General features: G+C 39.9%; 14 protein-coding genes. All 14 read right to left on the bottom strand.

Annotated features, from left to right (window positions below; all coding sequences use genetic code 11):
- Positions 1-12 precede the first annotated feature (12 nt).
- The gene (locus MWU82_RS11345) at positions 13-1,467 is read right to left on the bottom strand and encodes a sulfatase (RefSeq protein ID WP_247096478.1); all 1,455 of its coding nucleotides are present in this window, start codon (positions 1,465-1,467) and stop codon (positions 13-15) included.
- A gap of 57 nt (positions 1,468-1,524) precedes the next feature.
- Positions 1,525-4,125, bottom strand: coding sequence for a DUF4962 domain-containing protein (locus MWU82_RS11340; protein ID WP_247096477.1), 2,601 nt, complete (start codon positions 4,123-4,125; stop codon positions 1,525-1,527).
- 5 nt (positions 4,126-4,130) lie between these two features.
- Positions 4,131-5,477: a sulfatase-like hydrolase/transferase gene (locus tag MWU82_RS11335; protein WP_247096476.1), complete on the bottom strand. Its 1,347-nt coding sequence runs from the start codon at positions 5,475-5,477 to the stop codon at positions 4,131-4,133.
- Positions 5,478-5,506: 29 nt separating this feature from the next.
- Positions 5,507-6,856, bottom strand: a complete 1,350-nt coding sequence (locus MWU82_RS11330) for a sulfatase-like hydrolase/transferase (RefSeq protein WP_247096475.1) — start codon at positions 6,854-6,856, stop codon at positions 5,507-5,509.
- A 50-nt stretch (positions 6,857-6,906) separates the two neighbouring features.
- Entirely contained in the window at positions 6,907-8,328 is a 1,422-nt protein-coding gene (locus MWU82_RS11325) for a sulfatase-like hydrolase/transferase (RefSeq protein WP_247096474.1), read from the bottom strand.
- An 84-nt stretch (positions 8,329-8,412) separates the two neighbouring features.
- Positions 8,413-9,165 (bottom strand): DUF1961 family protein, encoded by a 753-nt coding sequence (locus MWU82_RS11320; RefSeq protein WP_247096473.1) that lies wholly within the window; start codon positions 9,163-9,165, stop codon positions 8,413-8,415.
- Positions 9,162-10,448, bottom strand: coding sequence for a glycoside hydrolase family 88 protein (locus tag MWU82_RS11315; protein WP_247096472.1), 1,287 nt, complete (start codon positions 10,446-10,448; stop codon positions 9,162-9,164). The genes MWU82_RS11320 and MWU82_RS11315 overlap by 4 nt, the downstream gene beginning before the upstream one ends.
- A gap of 1 nt (position 10,449) precedes the next feature.
- Entirely contained in the window at positions 10,450-11,838 is a 1,389-nt protein-coding gene (locus tag MWU82_RS11310) for a hypothetical protein (protein WP_247096471.1), read from the bottom strand.
- Between the two features lie 102 nt (positions 11,839-11,940).
- The gene (locus tag MWU82_RS11305; RefSeq protein WP_247096470.1) at positions 11,941-13,215 is read right to left on the bottom strand and encodes a chondroitinase-B domain-containing protein; all 1,275 of its coding nucleotides are present in this window, start codon (positions 13,213-13,215) and stop codon (positions 11,941-11,943) included.
- A gap of 93 nt (positions 13,216-13,308) precedes the next feature.
- Positions 13,309-14,775 (bottom strand): alkaline phosphatase D family protein, encoded by a 1,467-nt coding sequence (locus tag MWU82_RS11300; protein ID WP_247096469.1) that lies wholly within the window; start codon positions 14,773-14,775, stop codon positions 13,309-13,311.
- 2 nt (positions 14,776-14,777) lie between these two features.
- Positions 14,778-16,397 carry a sulfatase gene (locus MWU82_RS11295; protein ID WP_247096468.1) on the bottom strand — a complete coding sequence of 540 codons (1,620 nt, stop codon included), beginning with the start codon at positions 16,395-16,397 and terminating at the stop codon, positions 14,778-14,780.
- Between the two features lie 42 nt (positions 16,398-16,439).
- Entirely contained in the window at positions 16,440-18,839 is a 2,400-nt protein-coding gene (locus tag MWU82_RS11290; protein WP_247096467.1) for a GH92 family glycosyl hydrolase, read from the bottom strand.
- A 46-nt stretch (positions 18,840-18,885) separates the two neighbouring features.
- Entirely contained in the window at positions 18,886-20,106 is a 1,221-nt protein-coding gene (locus tag MWU82_RS11285) for a mandelate racemase/muconate lactonizing enzyme family protein (RefSeq protein ID WP_247096466.1), read from the bottom strand.
- Positions 20,107-20,195: 89 nt separating this feature from the next.
- Positions 20,196-21,773 carry a sulfatase gene (locus MWU82_RS11280; RefSeq protein WP_247096465.1) on the bottom strand — a complete coding sequence of 526 codons (1,578 nt, stop codon included), beginning with the start codon at positions 21,771-21,773 and terminating at the stop codon, positions 20,196-20,198.
- Positions 21,774-21,779 lie beyond the last annotated feature (6 nt).

The raw sequence follows: 21,779 nt of genomic DNA, 5'->3' as shown, positions 1-21,779 counted from the left end.
AATCTTTAATTTCTATTTTACCGATTGTTCTTTACGCTGTTTTTCAAAATAGGTGTTTACGGAATTATTTTTTCCACTGAGAGTCCAAAGTGAATTGCGAACAGGCAGTCTTTGTCTGTGCTTTTTAATAATTGTACTGTAGGTAGTATCAGTGACAATATTTTGCCATTCATTAGGGTCGTTCGTATGATTGTAGAATTCCTCAGACCCATCCTCAAACCCTATATACCTATATTGCTCAGAAACCACGGCATGGTTGTTTCTGCCATAGGTTGTTACTGCAAAATATTCATTATTTGTATTTGAGTTTTCAAGCAGTGGCTTTAAACTTTTACCTTCATTCATTGCATTCGGAGGTAAGTGGCACAAATCGAGGAGTGTGGGATAGATATCCAACATTTCAACGGCTTGCGCGCGGACCAACCCCTTCTGTCCTTTGGGAACGGAAATAATCAACGGAGCATTAGTAGCTTCTTGCCATAAGGCATGCTTAGCGAAAGTCCCCTTCTCGCCCAAGCGATATCCATGATCAGACCAGAGTATTACAATGGTATTGTCTTTGTATTTACTATTTTCGAGGGCGGTGAGTACTTCCCCTATATAATGATCTACAAAGGTAACGCTGGCCAGATAGGCCTGCACGATATTTTTCCATTCCCCAGATTCAATGGCCCATTCGGTTGTTGGCATCATTGGCATTTCATGGACCTGTTTTGAAATAGCCGGTAAATCATAAAAGTCATCCTTTTTATAAGGCGGTGTTTGCACGCCATCAACAGGATGCATATCAAACCATTTCTGTGGCACATACCAAGGTACATGGGGTCGGACAAATCCTGCCACTAGAAAAAATGGCTTATCATAATCTGTTCCTAATTTTTCAACGGCCCATTTCGCAGTTCTATAATCCGGCATTTCACTATCGTTTTCAGGAAATGCCCCCCAATCGGTACTTGTTCCCTTTTTATCCCATTTAAAGTTTTTTTCCGGCTTTGGCCCAAAACCTTTTTCCCTTCCCGCAGCCTCATCAAAAACACCTTCAGGTGCGAAGTTGTGAAATATCTTTCCCTTGCCCATAGTATGATACCCATTGTTTTTGAAATATTCTGGAAGAAATACTACGTCTAGGGTTGCGTCGGAAGAACCACGGATTTTTTCGTCGTCAATCTGGCCATAAATCCCAGTAGTGGAAGGCCGTAACCCTGTCATCAGCGATGCCCGGGATGGTCCACAGACAGGGGCCTGGCAATGCGCATTGGCAAACAGCACTCCCCTTGCAGCCAATCTGTCCATATTAGGAGTTATCGCATTTGGGTGACCGCCCATAACCCCGATCCAATCGTTCAAGTCATCTACACAAATCATTAAGACGTTTGGTTGTTGTTCCCCTTTTATTTCCTTTTCTTTACAGCCAATCAAAACACCCAAAAGCAAGACTACTGGTATTAGACGCTTCATTTTCTTCATAATTCTTTCTTGACAAATTTCATATTTAGATTTAGAGAATATTTAAAAAATGGCCCACTATCTGCGGTCATTTTTTATACTCCTCGCCATCCCTTTTTGAATTTTAGCTGGGACCTCATCCACAACTTCCTGAAATGTAGCTTGCCCATTCATTATTTCCACTAATTTGGAACTTCCGCTAATCTTTCCCTTATAGTCTATACCATCAAAATTCAATTCGCCCGATGATATGAACGATGCCGTTCCTAAATCGTCATATATTTCAATTTTTGCGGCTTTAGCTACATTCATTTCTGCTTTAATATTCCATCCCGAAATGGAATAAATATTGGTAGTTTCGTCAAAAATCACCTCTTCACAAGCCGAATTTCCTGCTTTGGGTTTCACTTGAAAAATTGCCAAATAGCGCATTTTATTCGTCTTCTCATGTGTTACTCCAGAAAAATGCCATTGATCCACGAAATCAATTAATTCACCTTCTTGATTTACTTTTTTGTTCCAATTTCTCGCTGGAATATCAAACTTATCGGTGACATTAAAATCAATATCCATTGATGAGTAAAGTGAGACCAGAGCATTGGCATACTCGTTTTCAGCTGTAATAGTCTTTTTGTTTAAATCGATTTTTAATCCGTCATCATTGTGCAATAGCCAAGTCCATTCAGCTGGGTGATCAGCTTCCAGTTCATCATAAATAACAATGGTTGATGGGCGAAGCATTAGATAATGTCTTCTGAAACGCTTCATCCCTAAATCAACAGATTCCACATCAGTGGCAGAATATGCGTTTGATGCATCACCTACAGTATATGAAATTTGTTTTCCATGAAGAAATCGAGGCATCCAACCATAGGCTCCAGCATCAAATGGTTGCCCTTTACCATCAATTAAAATCCCGTTATGTCCTCGAGTGTGCTTGTGCCACCCCTGTTGATGTGGATCATTCATTTTTGGTCGGTATCCTGAATTATAAAAAAGACGTTTGCCTCCAAAAGCGATATTAAAATTGTTTTGTTCCGCATGCGCATGACCATTTGATCCGAAAGGACTACTTGTTGCCGATAACATTAAATTATTTTCGATGTTTTGTAAAGATGTATGCATATATGATACACCTATATCCGGAAAATGTGCCGCTTGTGGAAAATTAAATTCATCCGAAAGTTTTAGGAGCGGGTTTTTGTTCGCCCTTTGAATTCTAAACCAACGAAATTCCGCCTCTGCAGCAATATCTTGGTTTAGTCCTTTGGCAACTTCATTGGAATACCAGGCTGCGTGTGGACTATTGAGCATTCGCGCCGCAGCATCTGTATATCCCGCATATTTCATAGTAGGATACCAGTACTTGTCACCATCGTTTCCAAAACCATCACCCACGCTATTGGGAGGGAAGGCATATAGTAACCATTTTGGATTGTTACGAAACCAATCTGACCATTGAAAATCAATACCGGTGAGCTCACTAAAGCCTGCCGACATATCATAGATAGTTAGGGTATTCATTATAAAATAGCCAATGCCATTCGACCAAGCTCCATCAGTTTCGGCCATTTTCGGAAACTGGGCGATCCATATTTCGTAGATATATTCCAGCCATTGACCTGCTTCTGGCGTTTCTCCTGCCAAGGCTATTGAAGTTTGAAACATTTGATGTAAAATATGTTGCCAAACATGCATGGAAGAAGACCTACTTTCCACTTTTCCTCTCCATAACTTATAGAAGTTATTGGCCCGTGTTGAAGATTGATTTATAATACTTTCCCTTTCAGCTTCATTTAATAAATCCCAAAAAGTATCCACTGACAATGCTAAACTTGACATTATACCGGAGTCCCCGAAATTAGACAGATGTGTTATTCCATTTGGATCCCAGTCAGCCACTTCCAACATCCATTGTTTAGCAACACGGAAATATTTTACATCCCCAGTTAAGATGTAGGCTTGGGAAAGCGAATTGAGTGAGGATTGTACTTTCCATCCAAGAGCTCTACTTGCCGTTTGCGCTATCATGGAATCTTCATATTCATTTTTCCCTTTATGCTTTGGAAGGGCAGATTTTTCCTTTGGGGGAATTTCGTTCAACAGCTTATTTGCCTCAACCAAAACGGCTTTAGTTTCCATGTAGCTCTGTGCTCGCTCCCGTAGGTCGGCCAAGTCATTTTTCCTCACAAAAACCCTTGGGTGTTCTGAAGAAATATTTTTGAGTATTTTATCCAATTTTGGAGTCGCAAATTCTCTTGTCACCGCCGTGATTTTAAATGAATCTATTGCATTCCATTCCTTACCACTTTCCCTGTATTGCCAAAACCAAATACCCCTGTTCAACTTTTGATGTGGATTAAAGATGGCAAAAGGAATTTCCTTCTTTTCGATCAGATCTTGCGAAAAATCAATATTGGAAGATAGCCGAATATCATACTTTGTCCTTTTCTTTGCCGTAGGCCACTCTAAACTGGGAGAATTGAACGCCGGTTCTTCCCCTCCAGAGGGTGAAGCCCATACCCTATATTTGGGATAAATCATACTGCTGGTTACTTTTATTTCACCTGATGATTCAATGGACCTTTTAGAAGAGGTACATCCTAAAAAAAGTATGGAAATTAATCCCGCTACAATTCCTCCCAACCTCGAAAGATTAAATTTTCCCTTAATTAACATAGACATCATTTTATTTTCTTTGGATATTCATCACTCTGTTTGAAATGATGGGGAGGCGCCGCATTTAATTCAGCTTCAAATTTTTCTTTTAACAAAAATTCCTTTTTTGTCAACTCGGTATCCGCAATTGGATGTTTTTCATCAGCATCTATGCTTACATTATAAAACCGATTGTCACTGTATAGTTTATATGTTTTATTGCGAACAAACCGACCGTACCATTGTTTATTATTCGCCCTTTTCAAGGGGTCATAATGAATAAAAGCAGTTTCTCTAATCGGTTGGTTTACATTGGAAAAAAGGGGATAAAAACTTTTTCCGTCCGTTTTTTCAGGAATAGGCAATCCTGCAGCTTCCGCCAAAGTTGGAAGAAAATCACTGAATTCGAAGAGTTCGTTATAGTCAAATCCTTTCTTAATTTTTGATGGATTATAAACAACCATAGGCACATGTGTTCCCGCATCGGGCATGGTTCCCTTTCCTCCTTTAAATGCGCCATTTAATGTTTCGGTAGTTATGCTGTAATGGGTTCCATTGTCAGCGGTAAAGATAAAAATAGTATCATCTTCGAGGCCAAGCGCATTGATGGTATTGACCAGTTTTAATGCAATTTTATCAGTGTATTCAACCATATCCTTGAAGTATCTTTTATCTCCTTTTAGTCTCATACTTTTGTCTTTCCACTCCTTGGAGTCTGGTGTGGGCAAGAAAGGATTATGCGTTAAGATCATGGGGTAGTAGACTAAGAAGGGCCTGTCTTTATTACGCTTCATAAAATCTATGGCATAATCACTCACCACGTCGGGGCCATAGGCGTCTTCCAGCCCTTCAAGCTGATTGCCATTTTGGTACAGATTGGGATTTGCATAACGATTACCAGAACCCCCAATAAAATTCCATAAGCAATACTCATCAAAACCAAAATGTTGTGGGCGCTTTAGCATCTCCTTTTCAGGCGTTTCAAATTTTGAATTTACTCCGTTCAGCTGCCATTTTCCAACTACACAGGTTGCATAACCAGCATCTTTTAAAAGGTTTCCAAAAGTTTTTTCATTAACATCCAGATAACCAAAGGACTTATAATTCCGATAGTTATAACTACCGGTCATTATTTTTACCCGGGATGGTGTGCAAAGTGGTTGCGAAATGGCATAGTTAAATCGTATTCCTTCTTTACCTAATTTATCTAAAAAAGGGGTGTTGTATGAAGTACTTCCATTTGCACTCAAGCATTCGTAACCCATATCATCGGCCATCAACAAAACAATGTTGGGTGGTCTATCTTGTGCAATACTCAATATTGAAACCAAGCTTACGAATAGGGAGGGAATCAATTGTTTTATAAATTTCATTTTATTCTATTTTAATTTTCAATAAATGTTTAATTCGATTTATTTTCTACCAACCACTTACGATATTGATTCTCCAGTTCTTTTACCTTGTCAGGATACTTCGCCGCTAGATTATTTCTCTCACCAGGATCTTTCTCCAAATTCACCAAAAATAGTTTTTCTGAAAAAGTATATTCGCGTTGACTGGTATCGTACGGATTTCCTAATAATTTCCACTTGCCCTTCCGAGCAACCCACATGTCCTTAAACGCCCAGCAATACCCATCAGTGTGTAGCGTATTGGATTTGCCATTACTGATTATGGGCACTAAACTCTTACCATCTAATTTTTTAGTATCTAATTGAATACCGCACAATTCAGCCAGAGTTGGCATCCAATCCGTATTTACTGCGAATTGGTCGCGAACCTCAGCTGAAGAAATTTTCCCCGGCCAGCTAATGGCTGCAGGCACCCAAATACCACCCTCGAACAAACATTGTTTTGCACCTCGATAAATTCCTGTACTTCCCCCACCCCCATGAGCGCGTTCCTCTGTTGAATGTCCATTATCCGACTGAAAAACAATAATGGTATTTTCTACTAAGCCCAATTCCTCGATCTTTTTAATAAGTTGACCAATATGTTCATCTTGGGTTGATAGAAATGCAGCATATAAATCGCGTGGATAAACAACTCCTTTCTCACGATAATATTCAAGCCACTTTGTATCTCCCTGATATGGATAATGTGGCAGGTTAATAGCAAAATACATGAAGAAAGGCTGTTCTGTAAGTTGCTCCATAAAAGCAGATGCTTTTTTTACCATTAAGTCGGGAAAAAATTCACCATCGTAATGCACCTCTTTGCCGTTCTGGTATAGGTCGTGACGGTTTGGACCATTCCAGTAAAAAAAATGCGAATAATTATCGATACAACCAACCAGGTGCCCAAATGAATAATCAAAACCTTGTGCGTTGGGGCTCATTTCAGGTTGATAACCTAAATGCCACTTACCGATGTGAGCCGTGGCATAGCCGGCATCTTTAAACATTTCTGCCATAGTGTATTCCCCGCCTGGAAGCCCGTTTTTACTATTCGGATTAGCGCCGGCATTTCCAGGACTGCCGGCACGTTGTGGTGTTTTCCCTGTAAGCAAAGACGCTCTAGATGGGGAACAGATCGGGGAGGCATAAAACTGGGTAAATTTAACTCCTCCCGTAACTAATTTATCCATGTTGGGTGTTACCAAATCGGTAGCACCATAGCTATTCAGATCTACCGTTCCCTGATCATCCGTGTAAATTATTATTACGTTGGGCCTTTCTTGAGCATTTGAAGACCCATAAAAAGTAATGAATGCAGCTAATAGTGTACTTTTTATAAAGTTGTTTAATGTCATTTTATTTCAATTTAAAGAGGTAATCGCATTTATTATTAGTTAATAGCTAGTTAATTTTCATTCTTTAAGACTGCCTTATATTCCGGTCTATTCTTCCACTGTTTAAAATAGGGCCTGTACTCCTGCAATGTATTCCAATGTTCATTATAACCATTTGGTTCCAATAGCCCCTTCGGATAATCTTTTCCTTCAATACTTGCTTCAACCGATTGATTCCATTTAGTAAATTCTTTGATCATACGATCGGCTGTTTTCTTTTTTTTACTGATAATATTTCTAGTTTCATTAGGGTCTTTTACCACATCATACAATTCAAATTCTTTTTTACTTATGTCTTGCGAAATGAGTTTGTAGTTGTTGTCCACTATGGCTGCTTTGCCTCGATAGCGAAAAGGAATGGGTTTTTCTCTTATTTTTAGTCCGGTTGAAAAAAGTTTCTTTATACTACTTCCATCTATCGGGAAACCCATACTCGATGTAGGCAAATCAACAATATCCGCAAGTGTTGGAAATATATCCATAGTTGATGCTGGGTAGTCTGTTACCTGTTTTCTACTGATTCCGGCAGGCCATTCTATTATGCAGGGTACACGCAAGCCCCCTTCATAAATTTTGCCTTTATACCCCCGAAGTCCCCCAACCGTTTCTGGACCGAAATTGGGTAAACCACCATTGTCGCTATTAAACCAAACAAGGGTATTTTCCTCTAATTTCATAGAACGCAATCCCATTCGCAGATTGCCAATACTTTGGTCCATACTTACCAGTTCGCCGTAATGATTTTGTGCTTTTTCATCGAGGGTACCAAAGATTTCTTTGTCCCGTTCCTCTGCGCTCCAAGGAGCATGTGGACTACCATACCATATTACTACTAGAAGTGGCTGCCCATTGCCCTTCTCTTTTTCAATAAATCGAAGGGCTTCATCAACAATAATGTGTGACGACTCTCCTTTCATTTCTACAAATTCACCATTGCGACTCATTATTGGATCAATATCGAAGAAGTTGGTGACAGATAACCATTCGTCGAAGCCAAATTTCCCTGGATTTCTTTCATCGCTCGCTAAAATTGGTACCCCAGGTCCGCGCAGCCCGTTAAGATGCCACTTGCCGAAATGAGCGGTTTTATAGCCAGCTTCTTTTAAGGCCTGAGCAAGAGTTTTTTCTTGTTTGCACATAGCATAGCCATGCGCATAAACCGCGGTACGGTCGTTAGACCGTCCAGTTAAAACACTCGCACGAGTTGGGGAACAAACTGGAGCTCCAGCATAAAATCGATTAAAACGAATTCCGTTTTCAGCCATTTCATCCAAATTGGGTGTTTTTAAAATGGGGTGATTATTATAGCCTGTTTGCCCCCAACCCTGATCGTCGGACATCACCAATATAATATTTGGCCTTTGTGTTTCTTGAGCCGAAAGCACCTGGAATCCACCAATAATGAGTATAAAGAGAATTACTGTTCCTTTCATAATTAAAATTTTATCTACCCTTAGTATTCGACCACTAACGAAATCCGGTTATTCCTTTAGATTTATAACTTAAAGGATACAACGTCATCGTTTATCTTGTTTGTTTAATTCCCATACTTTAAAATTACTATACCTGAAATGCGTCCATTTCATTTGGCGAAACCCTATTTTCCCTCCGCCCAAGATCGTACCGAATTCTTCCCCATCATCCTTCCAGTCGATAATTTTGCGATCATCGACATAGCAAGTGATATGTGCACCATCTTTCACCAATCTCATTTTATGTATGGCTTCGGAGTTTAAGGGTATGCCCAATTCGCCGACCTGGACTTTATGGAAACCGCTATTTTTGCGTAGATGCGCAACTTCTCTTGCCCGTTTGTCCTTTCCATTTGCGTAGTATGAAATATGGTAGTTGTTAAAATATTCGCTTTTCGTGTATTGCTTGAAGACGCCGTTGCGCTTAGGAAACGAGGGGTCAAAAATACTTTCACCATTTATTCCTAAAGCTGAAAAGAAAACAATTACCAATCCAGCATCTGTTTCTTGATTTTGAAGTTCCCATTCCGCTATAAAATCCGATGGAAAATCCTCAGGGCACCATAATACGTGATGACCTTCTTCTTCCGGTGAATACATATGCATCCAACCGTCTTTATACTCTGTCTTTGCCGGACCTTCCATTACCCAGTCGCTCATTTGATATTCCGAAGCCATAGGGTTTTCATACAATAATTTGCCCTTTTCAATTTTAGCGTCAAAATCCTGACATTGCACATTTATTGTCCCCAATATCAAGACAACCCATATATATAATTTTAAAAAATGTATGCTCATTCCTTTGAGGTTTGATTACTTGCCATTTCCGATTGAAGTATTTTCTTTAATCTGATCAGTGCTTCAATATAATAGTAATCCGCATAAATAATGGGGATGTCAACTTCACCATTCTTAGGTTTGTTACCTGTACTGTGAAGTAAAAATGCATCATTTTCAGTGCTGCTTAGATAACTCGGCGAGGAAAGGGAACGGAGCATTTTCTCTGCCTCTGTCCTGTAAAATATCTTTGCCCGCGAATTCATTTGCAGATCCGACAGTTCTAAAAATGCCGATGCCACAATGCTAGCGGCCGAAGCATCCTTCACTGTATTTGGTATGGAGGGATCATCAAAATCCCAAAAGGGCACAAAATCGTTCGAAAGTCTTTTAAGATACGCCTCAGCCAATTTTTCGGCGGTTTTGAGATATTTTTTATTGCCGGTTTCCCTGTAACTCATGGTATAGCCGTATATACCCCAGGCCTGCCCTCTTGCCCAAACCGATTCATCTGAGTATCCTTGATGCGTAACTTTCTGTATAGCCTTGCCCGTTTTATCATCATAGACCAAAACGTGGTAAACCGTGTTGTTTGGACGAATTTGGTTATTTGCGGTTACCTTGGCATGGGAATCCGCCATTTTATAATATTCATTGTTAGTCCCTAGTTTTGATGCTTCAAATAACAATTCCAAATTCATCATATTATCGATAATAGTATTGTGTGGGTAGAATACCTTTTTGTGGACCTGTGCTGGCCACGACAGAATGGTTCCCACCTGTGGATTGAATAGATGTGATAATGAATCGGCGGCTATAAGAAGCGTTTTTTTGTACGCTTCTTTTTTTGTCAATCGATAACCATTTCCGTAACTGCAATTGAAGATAAAACCCATGTCGTGGCTTTTAACAGGTCTAGCCAGAATTGTTTCTATTTCATCGGTAAATTTTTCAGCTGCGGTTTTAACCTCTTCGTTTCCGGTACCTTCATAAACATACCAAAGTATTCCCGCCCAAAATCCACTGGTCCACCCTCCGGTAGGTTTTGCGTTCCAATGCTTCTCGCCGGTGTGAATTGTGCGTGGCGACTTCTTGTAATCTTCCAAATTATCCAAGGTTGCCAACGCCTTTTCCTCACAATGGTCAATTGCATTTTGCACCTCGGCCAGTGCCCATCCAGCGTATTCCTGCTTTTGGCCAAAAGAAACCGTTAAGGTGAATAAAAATGCTAATGCTAATAGGGAGTAGCTTTTCGTCATAATGTTTTTATATTGCTTTTCAATTTTGTCATTTACCCAATCCATTTTAAATAATGTTATCCAGATCAGCAATAAACACTTGTCTTTCTCCTTCGGGGGCACCATTAAAACAAACCTTTTTATAATTATGGTTCCATACGGGATGGGGGTCTAGTTTGTAATGACTTCCTGTTTCCCCTTTTTTGTAGGCTTTGCCATTATTGCCCACATTGGTGGCCACAGAGCATATCATCTGTTCTTCGTCTGTATTAAGATCTATTAATCGAATAGGAACCTCACCTTTTGGAGAAGAGATCCATTTTTGTTTGGGATAAGTATCTGCCAATAAATAACTAGAATCGGCATTGACACTAGGGTGTCCACTTCCTAAATGCATTTCTGAAAGCACCTTGAAATCCGATCCATCGTATTTAAATTGACAAAACAACATATCTTCATGACCCATCCATCGAGGTATACAGTTCATAATAATATGTTCGCCATCAGGGTGCCAGTTTGGATGGTTCCCTCCTCCTCCAAAACGAGCCTTTTGATTCCAATGCTCACGGCTTAGGCATTGTTTTAGGTTACTACCATCAACATTCATTGAAAACAGTGATGCATCCCTACCTTCATTATTGACCAGTCCCCTATAAACTTGTAGTATACGGGTGTTTTGCCTGTTAAATTTGGAATGAAATAGATAGGGTATGCTTTTACTGTAATAGGAAAGATCCTCTTCAGGTCCTTCAACCTTTTCAAGGAACTCGTTAAAGCCTACCAATAATTTCGTTTTATTGGTATCCAAATCCGTTTGCCACAGTCCTTCGGTTTTAATATCCGCTTCAGTGAAAGTAGCTGGTTTCCCAAATACCTGATCTGGAACGGCATATCCATATTGATGGATGTTCATTGTTAGAAGATTAGGACTTATTACAGATTTCTCATCTGGGGAAATATCGTATTTCGCTCCAGAAAAAGCTTTAGCAACTCCTGATTCCAAATCAATACGAACACAGACCGGCCTATCATCAATAAGGTCATTACAATACAGGTATCTATTGGATGTAGTACCCCATTGAACATTGGCTCCCAACTGAAAAGACCAGGCCTTAGTCTCATAAACGGTTTGAATAGTCTCATTTTCAAGATCTATAACGCAAACTTCGGCCGTATCTCCCCAAATGGGAGTTTTACCTTGATAAGGTAATTTTGTGACCGTTAATAATTTTTGATCAGGGCTCCATGGAACAACGTCATAAAACGTATGGACATAAAAACCATCATCAGGTGTTACACAGGTAACAGGGGCCAAAAAACGACCTGGTCTGTATGCCCTAAACTTGTAAGATCGTTTAGTTCCTTTTTTGGGAACAAAGGACCACAGGCCCGGAGCAATCATCATAGCTGAAAGGCCGGCCGAGGTTTTTTGTATGAAGGTACTTCTAGTCATCATTGTTTTGCAATTTTTAATCATTCTTACTCAGGCATAAAAATCCTTGGACATAAATTCCAATTCCTGATTTGTATATTTTTTTTCACTACTTAAGTGTTGATTTTATTCCTTATACCGATTGTATTTTATAATATTATTTATAGCTCCGGCAAGTTCTATTGGTTTTCCTGTGGAATTTATTATTCTATTAGAGGAAATGGTATTACCCGAAGCCGGAATATTCTGTATTGCACTTGTATTCCAAAGTGCCCTTTTTAAATGATTGGAATAATCTGTCCCTTTACCTTCGCCTAAAAAGATGCCATATCCACCAGTGTTTTCTATGGTGTTATTTTTCACCACACAATCCGTGGTAGTAATCCGGAGCGTTTTGGCATAGATTCCAGACCCCATGCCGTAACACATAGTAATTCCATTACCAGATGGATTTTTGATGATATTATTTTCAATCCTATGTTTAGAACCATAAATCCGAATGGCCGGTCCATTTGAATTACTAAATGTATTATTGACAACACTACAATAATGTCCGGCACGAAGCACAAATTGATTTGTGTTGATAAAGGTATTATGTCGATAAATATTATAATTACTCTTATTGCTCACCGTTTCAGCGTCACCCCGAATATTTTCAAAATGATTATTTTCTACTAAAGTATTTAACTTCATTTCCCCAAAATCATTATGACTACCTGTTTGGGAAATTTGGAGCGTTTCTGAGCCTTCACCTCCTGCATTTAAATTCAAATTTTTGAAAATATTATGATGTATATGAGTGTTTTTTGGAACTTCGTGTGGCGCAACTCTAAGTGTTAGTGTTTGAACCATATCATTGTTTTTGAACAAACAATGGTCAATTTCATTATTATCCGCGGCACCATTTAAAATAAACATCCTGCGCTCCCGACCCTCACCAGTAATATTAAGAAATTGACAATTTGCGAACCGTACATTTTGCGTACCATTAAGTTCCACAATCGATTTGCTAAAAGAAATATCTTTAAAAACAAATCCCTTAAAAATCAAATTACTTCCCGTTAGCTTAAAAATAGGCTTAGCCGCAGTCTTCGAAGTCGAAAACGAAACACCAAATTCACTTTGTGGCCGAATTGTAATTAAACTATCGGGGGTTCCTTTATTTGGGACCAAGACTGACCAATCCAAATAAACACCATTCTTAATAATCAGCGTATCGCCTGCAGAAATTTTTTGAATTGCAGCTTTAAATTCATTTTCATTGGATACGACCAAAACCGTGCTTTGTGGCCTAACACACGCATACATAATCTGTAGAATAATAAATCCAACTATCAGGTATTCCAAAAAAACTATGGCTTTTGAAACCTTCTTTTTGTCATTTGCATAAATGTTGTTCATCAATCCTTTTGTTAATCAGTGATATTTATAATTGTCTTTAACTTACCAGAGGCCATAATAAATTGTTAGGGCTCTCCTCCTCTGGGATATTATTTATTGTGAAACAACAACATATTCGTTTAAAACTTTACCGTCAGGATCATAATGTCGGAAAACCAAGGTAGGTTTTCCGTTTATGTGCGAAACCGTCCCCTCTAAAAATCCACCTACGACATTAAGGTAAATATGTTCCGGTAACAAATTCCCTTGCTTCCAACCCCCAGCATGTGCATTACTTCCCGGGCCACAACTAAATTCAAGGACTCCTGTTTTAGCATCCTTGGAAATGTATTGCCAATGACGATCACCACAAACGGTAACCATATTCTTTTGTTCACCTATAAATTTCCTTAAGGCATCTCCTGCATACTGAAAACCCATATTCGCATGATTGTCATTTTTCCTGCCCCGATCGGGACCAACAATAGGTGTAGGGCTAATTACCACTTTAAATGTAGCATCCGATTCCTTAACTGTTCTTTTGAACCAATCCATTTGTTCTTTTCCCCATATCGTTTTTTCCGGACCATCTGGGATAGAGTTTTCACTTCTAAAGTCACGCCCTTCTGGTAACCAAATTTGTAGGTCTTTACCCCAGCGGAACGTCCGGTATGTTTTATCGCCCATTGGGACCTCATCGAGAAAAATATGTGTTCCTTGCTCATAGGTAAATTCCCCCATAAATTTGGTTTTCATTCCTGGGTAAGCGTCATTCATCCAGGTATCATGGTCATCTTTCATAAAATAACTTGCTACCTGGCGATGAAATTCAATATTGTTGGGGAAACTATACATTCTATCCCAGTGCCAAAGAGCCAGGTCTTCCGTTTTCCCTAAATCATCGTAATAGACTATATCTCCGGTGTGAACAAAAAACTCAGGATCCAATTTTAAAGAACTTGGATAAATTTTATAACCAGTATCACTGTCCACATCCGAATAGGATGTGCCCGTAGTTACTATAAAATTCACATCCGAGATAACGTTTATTGCCGGTGCAGTTTTAAAGCTGCCCTTCATTGATGCACTAACTTTGTTTCCTTTTAGCGAACTGGCTTCCACCACCAATTCATATTCCTTTCCGGGGGAAAGATTGGATAATTTAAATTGTGTGGAAAATGCCGCTTTTGGATTCACCATTTGCCATTCTCTTTGTATCCAATTCTCCTCCTCCTTTACCTTATATTTTAAGCGAGCTTTACCATGGCTTCCTTGTGTTGCCCCTTGAATAGTTTTTATTGTATATCCGTCGGGAAACTGGACCACCGGAGTTATATCGGGCCTCCCCTTTCTTGCTATCAAAGTCCCCGTTTCCGGATCTTTATATTTCGCCGTAGGCATAGGAGCCTCATTTCCAACTCGCGAAGGCGTTTCCGTTAAACGAACCCAAACAATGGCTTCTGATTGGGTAACCTCCCCAATTTTAATTCCTGTTGCAAAATAAGGTCCTTTAGGGATGTTTGACTCACAAGAGACTAAGGCAATTAATGCTATAATAAATATTTTTATAAGTAGTTTCATATTCAGTTCCAATGATTGGCTATTATTTCATGGATCTCTGGGTTATTGGCATCCGTATCTTTTAATAAATTTCGTTGATGCATAATTTCAGATTTCATTTTCTTGATTACATCTTGGTATTCGGGATCGTTATATGCATTATGCAACTCATCGGGGTCTTTTTGCAGATCGAAGAAATCCCAATAACTACTAGGTTGTTCATCTGCGGTATAGTTGTTTTGTTTTAGACCATTACCATAAAAGAAAGCCAGCTTATACCGTTCACCCCGTATTCCAAAATGGGCGGGGCGTACTTTTTGGTGTTGCCAATAACGATAATAGCCATATTTGCGCCAATCTATGGGGGTATTCCCCTTTAAGTTTTCACGAAAACTAGCTCCCTGCATGGTGGTCGGATAATCAATCCCGGCATAATCAGCAAACAATGCCGAGAAATCTACATTTTCAATAATATCACTATTGCGTGTCCCCGCCGGTATCTCCTTTGGATAACGGATAACAAAAGGCATATGTATTGATTCCTCGTAAATCATACGTTTATCAAAAAATCCATGTTCACCCAAAAAATATCCCTGATCAGCAGTGTATATCACTATTGTATTTTCGGCCAATCCAATTTTATCAAGATAATCAAGTAACTTTCCAATATTATCGTCGATAGCAGCCCCGCAACGCATAAAATCCTTTATAAACTTTTGGTAGGTTTTCATTCTGGCTTGCCCAGAACTCAATCCATCCACCGAAAAAGGTAAGCCTGGATAATGCATATAAGGTTTTCTATCCTCTGGATTATTAGTTGCGCTTAAATATCGCTGCAGTAAATTATCAATGGATTGCCCATCAAATGATCTTCCAGTGGTTTCTGCTCCTTGATCATAAAAAGAAACCGGTATTGGAATTTCAACATCATTATATAAATCCTTAAATCGTTCGGGATAGTCATAAGGCTCATGTGTTGCCTTAAAATGGCACATGGCCATAAATGGTTTTGTTTTGTCCCGTTTGTCGATCCAGTCGATAGCCATATCAGCAATAACGTCGGTACTGAAACCTTTGTGGGGAATCCCCCCATCTTTATAATCTTCCCAGTTCTCCTTTGTTTTCAATATAGGATCCCAATACCTACCCTGACCAGGCAGTACACAATAGTAATCAAACCCAGAAGGTTCTTTTTTAAGGTGCCATTTACCAATTACTGAAGTTTGATATCCCCCCTTTTGTAAGTGTTTGGCAACATTATCATGTTCGGATAAAAGTCCTGAACCCAAGGTCGTTACCCCATTTACATGACTATATTGGCCGGTAAGAATGGATGCTCGGCTTGGAGTACAAATTGAATTGGACACCAAACAGTTTTCCAGTACACATCCTTCATCCGCTAAACGCTTTATATTTGGAGCATGTACATAATCTTTTAATATACCTCCATAAATTCCCCATGCTTGGGAAGTATGATCATCGGACATAATAAACAGGATGTTAGGCCTGTTGGTAGATTTCAAATCCTTGCCAGATTTGCCCACGATGGTTGATTTTGCTTTTTTTACTTGAGCCACCATATCGTGAGGGATCCAAAGGGCCAGGAAGCCTAAAGCAAGAAAGAAATAATTTTTTGTATCCATTTTTTATCAATACTATTAATTGGTTCCAATAATTTCAAATTCCTAATTGGTCTCAGTAGACATAGATTTAGGTAGTTTGTTGGAATCACTGCCCCAACTTTTATTGGGTTCCTTGCCCATATTTAAAATAAGCTTACCTCCCTTTATCAATTCATCGTGATAAAACCATGCCTTGTCCAAATCATTTCCATTCAAATTTGCGGATTGGATATATCGGTTTTGCGAGGAGTTATCTTTGGTTTCAATTATGAACTCACCTCCCGGGTAATACTGTTTATTGAGCTTGATTGTTATTTTATCGAAAATTGGACTTCCAATTTCATAACTGGGTCTTAGCGCGGCTCCTCCCCTCATCTCAAACAATCCCATTTTCAACAATACAGACAGGGATCCCATCAGCCCTTGGTCCTCATCACCGTTATATCCATTTTGCGGATCTAAATGGCTGTAAATTCTTTCCGTTACTTCACGGGTCCAATACTGTGTCAACCAGGGTTTTCCCGCATAGTTAAAAATAAAACCGACTTGCATGGATGGTTGGTTGCCGTAGTTAAGATAGGTGTTATGTAGCGCTCGACTAACGAATTTGTCTGATTTGAATGATTTCGAAATAAAATCGTGTGAATTGCTAATCTGAAATTGTTGGTTTAATTTCAGCGCTGCTTTTTCATTACCACCCATCAAATCAAAAAGTCCTTGCATATCGTGAGGCACGAACCAAGTAGATTGTGTGGCTGTACTTTCCACAAAGCCATAGTGGCTCAAAATAGGATTGAATGGCTCCATCCAACTACCGTCTAACTCCCTTGGCCTCATCCAGCCAGAACTATTGTCCCACACATTTTGATAATTTTTGGCCCTGTTGGAGAAAAGTGTGGCATCTTCATTTTTACCCAAAGCCTTTGCCATTTGTGACAAACACCAATCTTGATAGGCATATTCCAAGGTTTGGCCCGCTCCCTCGTTATGGAAAGCGTTATTCTTATCTGGATTGGGAAACGGAACATATCCGTTATTGATATAATAGGTGAGACCACCACCTAATTCTGTGTTGTGTTCATAACCGGCTCTACCCATAATACCACCGGGTAGTGCATTTTTACGCATTCCTTCATAAGCCTTGTCTATATCAAAACCCCTAATACCTTTCATATATGCACTAACAATAAAAGGTGTAGACGATGCCCCGGTCATTACGTAGGTGTAATTTCCCCCCGATGGACCCCGTGGAATGAGTCCACCGTCATCGTACATCATCAACATAGAGTTCACAAATCCCTCTGAAACTTCAGGATACACTAAATGCCATAAGGTATTAATGGTCCATTGAGCACCCCAAAAGGAATCGGAATTATAATGATTGAATTTCGGTTTTCCACTAGCATCCACTGGTATTTGTCCAACACGCGGAGATTCTCCGGTCATATCACTATACTTCCCATTAAAATCGCTGATAATACGTCGGCCTTGCAGAGCGTGCCAAAGATCAGTATAAAAACGAGACTGTTGTTTTTCGGTACCACCATCAATTTCGATACGGCCCAACCAACTATTCCATTCATTGAAGGCATCCGCTGCTACCTTGTCAAAATCCCAATGAGGGAGTTCACTTTGCATATTTAGTCGAGCTTGCTCTGTACTTACATACGATATGGCCACCTTCATTTGCACGGTCTGAGCTTCATTGCCTTTAAAATTAACATAGACCCCTCCGTCACTACCTTCGAACTTTTTGGTCTTGTTCAATAATTTTCCATTTTGCCATGCTCGCATAGCCTCGAAAGGGGTATCAAACTTGATGGAATAATACACATAGGTCGCTTTAGGCCTTCTTCGCGTTGCCTCCATTAGCGCATAGCCAGCAATCTCATTTCTACCGACTTGTTTGGCATACCCTTTTTCTGTGCCACTTGGTCCCAGCATTGCCCCTAGATCGAGCAACAGGTACTTCTCTTTTCCTTCGGGATAAGTATATCTATGAAAACCAACACGTGTAGTGGCCGTTAGTTCTGCCTTTATATCGTAGGTTTCAAGGTCTACGGAATGATAGCCTGCCTTCACCACCTCATTTTCGTGGGAATAACGTGATCCGTATTTTTCGGCTCCCAAATGTCCCTTAAAATCTCCGGTTACAGGTAGTACCGGAATACCGGACAATTGCCAGGCGTGAATGTGGCTAAAAAAGTTTATGGTATCCCTGTTATAACGGTATCCAGAATCCCAGGCACCTCCTACCCCCATATCCGGGCTAAGATTTACCATTCCAAAGGGCCGGGTTGCCGATGAGAAGTAAAACCAGCGTGAATTCGCCGCATCCAGCAAGGGATAGACCATATCTGCCGGCTTTTTCTCTTGCTGTGCTATAGCTGGCATAACCGCTGCACTTACAACGATGGCCAGCAGCATTATTTTCATGTGATTTTTCACTTTCTTAGTGTTCATTATAATCATAAATTTCAAGTGTTTGCATTTAAATCTAATCTTTTGGCTAGTACAGAATAACAAAATTGTCGGCCATTTTTCCGAGTTTAGTTTCATCCATTTCTATTCCGAAACCAGGGCGCAGCTTTGTAATTTCACTCATCCCTTTGTTGTTTATTCTTGTTGACATTTGCTTTACACATTTGGCAAATACCTCCGACTCTTGTGGTTTTTCAATGGCTTCGACCCAAGATGCGCCTAGCCCAATGGCTAATTGTTGCCAAAATGTACAGGCCGGACCAATTAGGCTGCTATCCCCGATCATTAGACCGCGGTCGGAAGCCATGATTCTCCTGCCCAATTCAACGGCCTCCTTAAAAGTCCCCATGGTATCGGGATGAATATTGAAATAATCCCCCATTTGAGGAACAAACGTATCAAGTGCCTTATAGGCAGGCCGCATCGGGCGATCAGGTATCAACGAAAAATCACCAACTTTGGACTGTAAGGCTATCCACTGTTCCGATGTTAATTCGGCCGGGTCTTCCATAGCATCCAATCCTTCTGCTTGTAACCCCTTTAAAATTATGGCCAATTCATCAATACTCGTCCAGGCTTTATAACCCCTGTTGGCATCGGCCATTAAAAAAGTCTCTTTACCAAAAGAACTCCGAAGTGCCGTGGTCAGTGCCAAATCGACCGAGGCTATACCGAACATTTTTACTTTTACATGGCTGGCCAATTTTTGTTCTTTGGCAATTTCTGCTTGCTTCAAAGCCAGCTCTACTTCCTTTTCCAAAATACAGAAGAGACCAGGAACAGGATTTCGACCTTCTAGACCCCATAATTCGATGGTAGGCTTATTGGCCACCTTGCCCACCAAATCGTACAGAGCAATAAGTGCCGGCTCACTCTGTTTTGCATTCCAGGCACCCCTAAGAAATTTATTACGGACATATCCTATAGCCTCTTCTATTTTCAAACCTTGTAACTCCTTAAGGAAAGCCCCCCATGAAGCAATATCAAAATCAAGATCGTTTTTATTGACCAACGCTTCTGCCCAACCAATGTGATTACCTGATTGAAATTTCAAAAAAACATGTTGTCTGTTATACCAGACCGAATGACTGAAGTTTCGGGCTTTGGTTACATTGATTAGAAATAAGGTGACCGAGTCTACCCTTTGAACGGACTTTGTTCCACAGCTGCCAAAAATAATGCCTGGCAAAAGTGAAAGTATCAAGGATGCCCCTAGTGATTCTGTAAATTGCCTTCTACTTAACCCCATAATATGTGACTCTTATTTTGTTTTTATGTAGGCGTATGGAATTATGCAATTCCCTACTGTTTAAAACCATATTACTAAGCTTCTTACCATCATTCGTCGTCGTCAGATGATAGTTCCAAATCGTCCATTAAACGATAGTATGCTCCTTCAATATCCCGTATTCCGGTTTCCGCATTTGTTTTGGTCAGGAACTTATTTAGTTCTGTTTCCAGTTCTCTTGCTATTTCCGGATATTTTTCGATTATGTTCGTGGTTTCACCCAAATCTTCTTTTATATTGAACAGCTCAACTTTTGGTGTGTTCTTGTATTTTGTCTCCTTGGACCAATATTTAATTAGTTTAAAATCGCCTTTCCGTATGGCACTCCGTGGTTTGCGGTGCGACCCTTGATGAAATATTAGATATTCGCTGTTCCGCTCCACTTTTTCAATTTTCTCATTGAGTAGTAATGGAACCATATTTCCACCATCAATTGCATCTGTCATTTCAACATTTCCCCCAGCCAGCTCAGTAAACGTGGGCAAAAAGTCTAAACCAGTTACTGGAGTTCTGCTTACCCTGTTTGCTTTAATTCCAGGGCCTACAGCCATAAACGGAACCCTTATACCACCTTCGTAGAAGGAGTGTTTTCCATCGCGTAAAGGAAGATTTCTGTTGTGTTGCGTTGAATAATAAGCATTTACCAGTTCCTTGTTTTCATCGATTACGGCAATTTGATTTAATGATAAACGTCCGCCATTGTCGCCCATTAAAAAGATGTAGGTATTGTCTTCGATCTCCATCTCTTTAACAAAATCCATAATCATTCCCACACCGGTATCCAAATCTTTCAGCATGGCCCCAAATTCCGGATTTGTATGTCGTTCTCCCGGTTTTTTGTTCTTAAAATATTCATAGGTTTCTTTTTGTGATACCAATGAAAGATGGGCGGCATAGTGGGAAAGCTGTACATAAAAAGGTTTCCCTTCGGCAACACTCTCTTTCATAAAATCTTTAGCACGTTTGGTGATTCCGAAAATATCCTTGGCATTCTTATCGTCCCAATGTCCGCTTGGCTTACCGGCCCTTTTAGCATTTGAAGGATTTTCTTCCTTATTGTCTTTCATATATTTATCCGCGGCCTTTGTATACTCTTTAATATTTAAAAACCCATCACCAAAAATTTCACCACCACTATTGGAAGTCATTCCATCATTGTAGTCGAAACCGGCATCTTTAGGTTCCATGGCAATGTGCCACTTGCCAAAATGAGCTGTTCTATAAGCGGGATTAGCTTTTTTAATGGCTCTTGGAATAGTAAGCCAATTGGTTGTTTTTTTATACCAGTCAGCATCTTTATTGTAAATGTGCCTAGCCCCGTTCTGACCAAACATTAAACTGTTACGCGATGGCGAACAGATTGGGTTTGGTGCATATCCCTCTGTAAACAGCACCCCTGATTCAGCCAGTAAATCCATATTCGGTGTTTCATAATAGTCACTTTTCGATTCGGGAATATTCGGGTCGGCCCGGTGCGAAGTTTGTGTCCACCCCTGATCATCCGTCAGAATAAATATGATGTTGGGGCTTTTTTGTTTTTCTTTCTTAGCAGGGCTTACCCCCATGCATGAGCTCAATAATAGCAAAACCCCAACTAATAAAATGTAACTTGTCTTTCTTGGTGTCATAACACT

Source organism: Arenibacter sp. S6351L (genome assembly GCF_023016025.1).
In the GTDB taxonomy this organism is placed as follows: Bacteria; Bacteroidota; Bacteroidia; order Flavobacteriales; family Flavobacteriaceae; genus Arenibacter; species Arenibacter algicola_B.
Note: the sequence above shows the minus strand (reverse complement) of the source record. Positions and strands in the feature narration are given on the sequence as shown.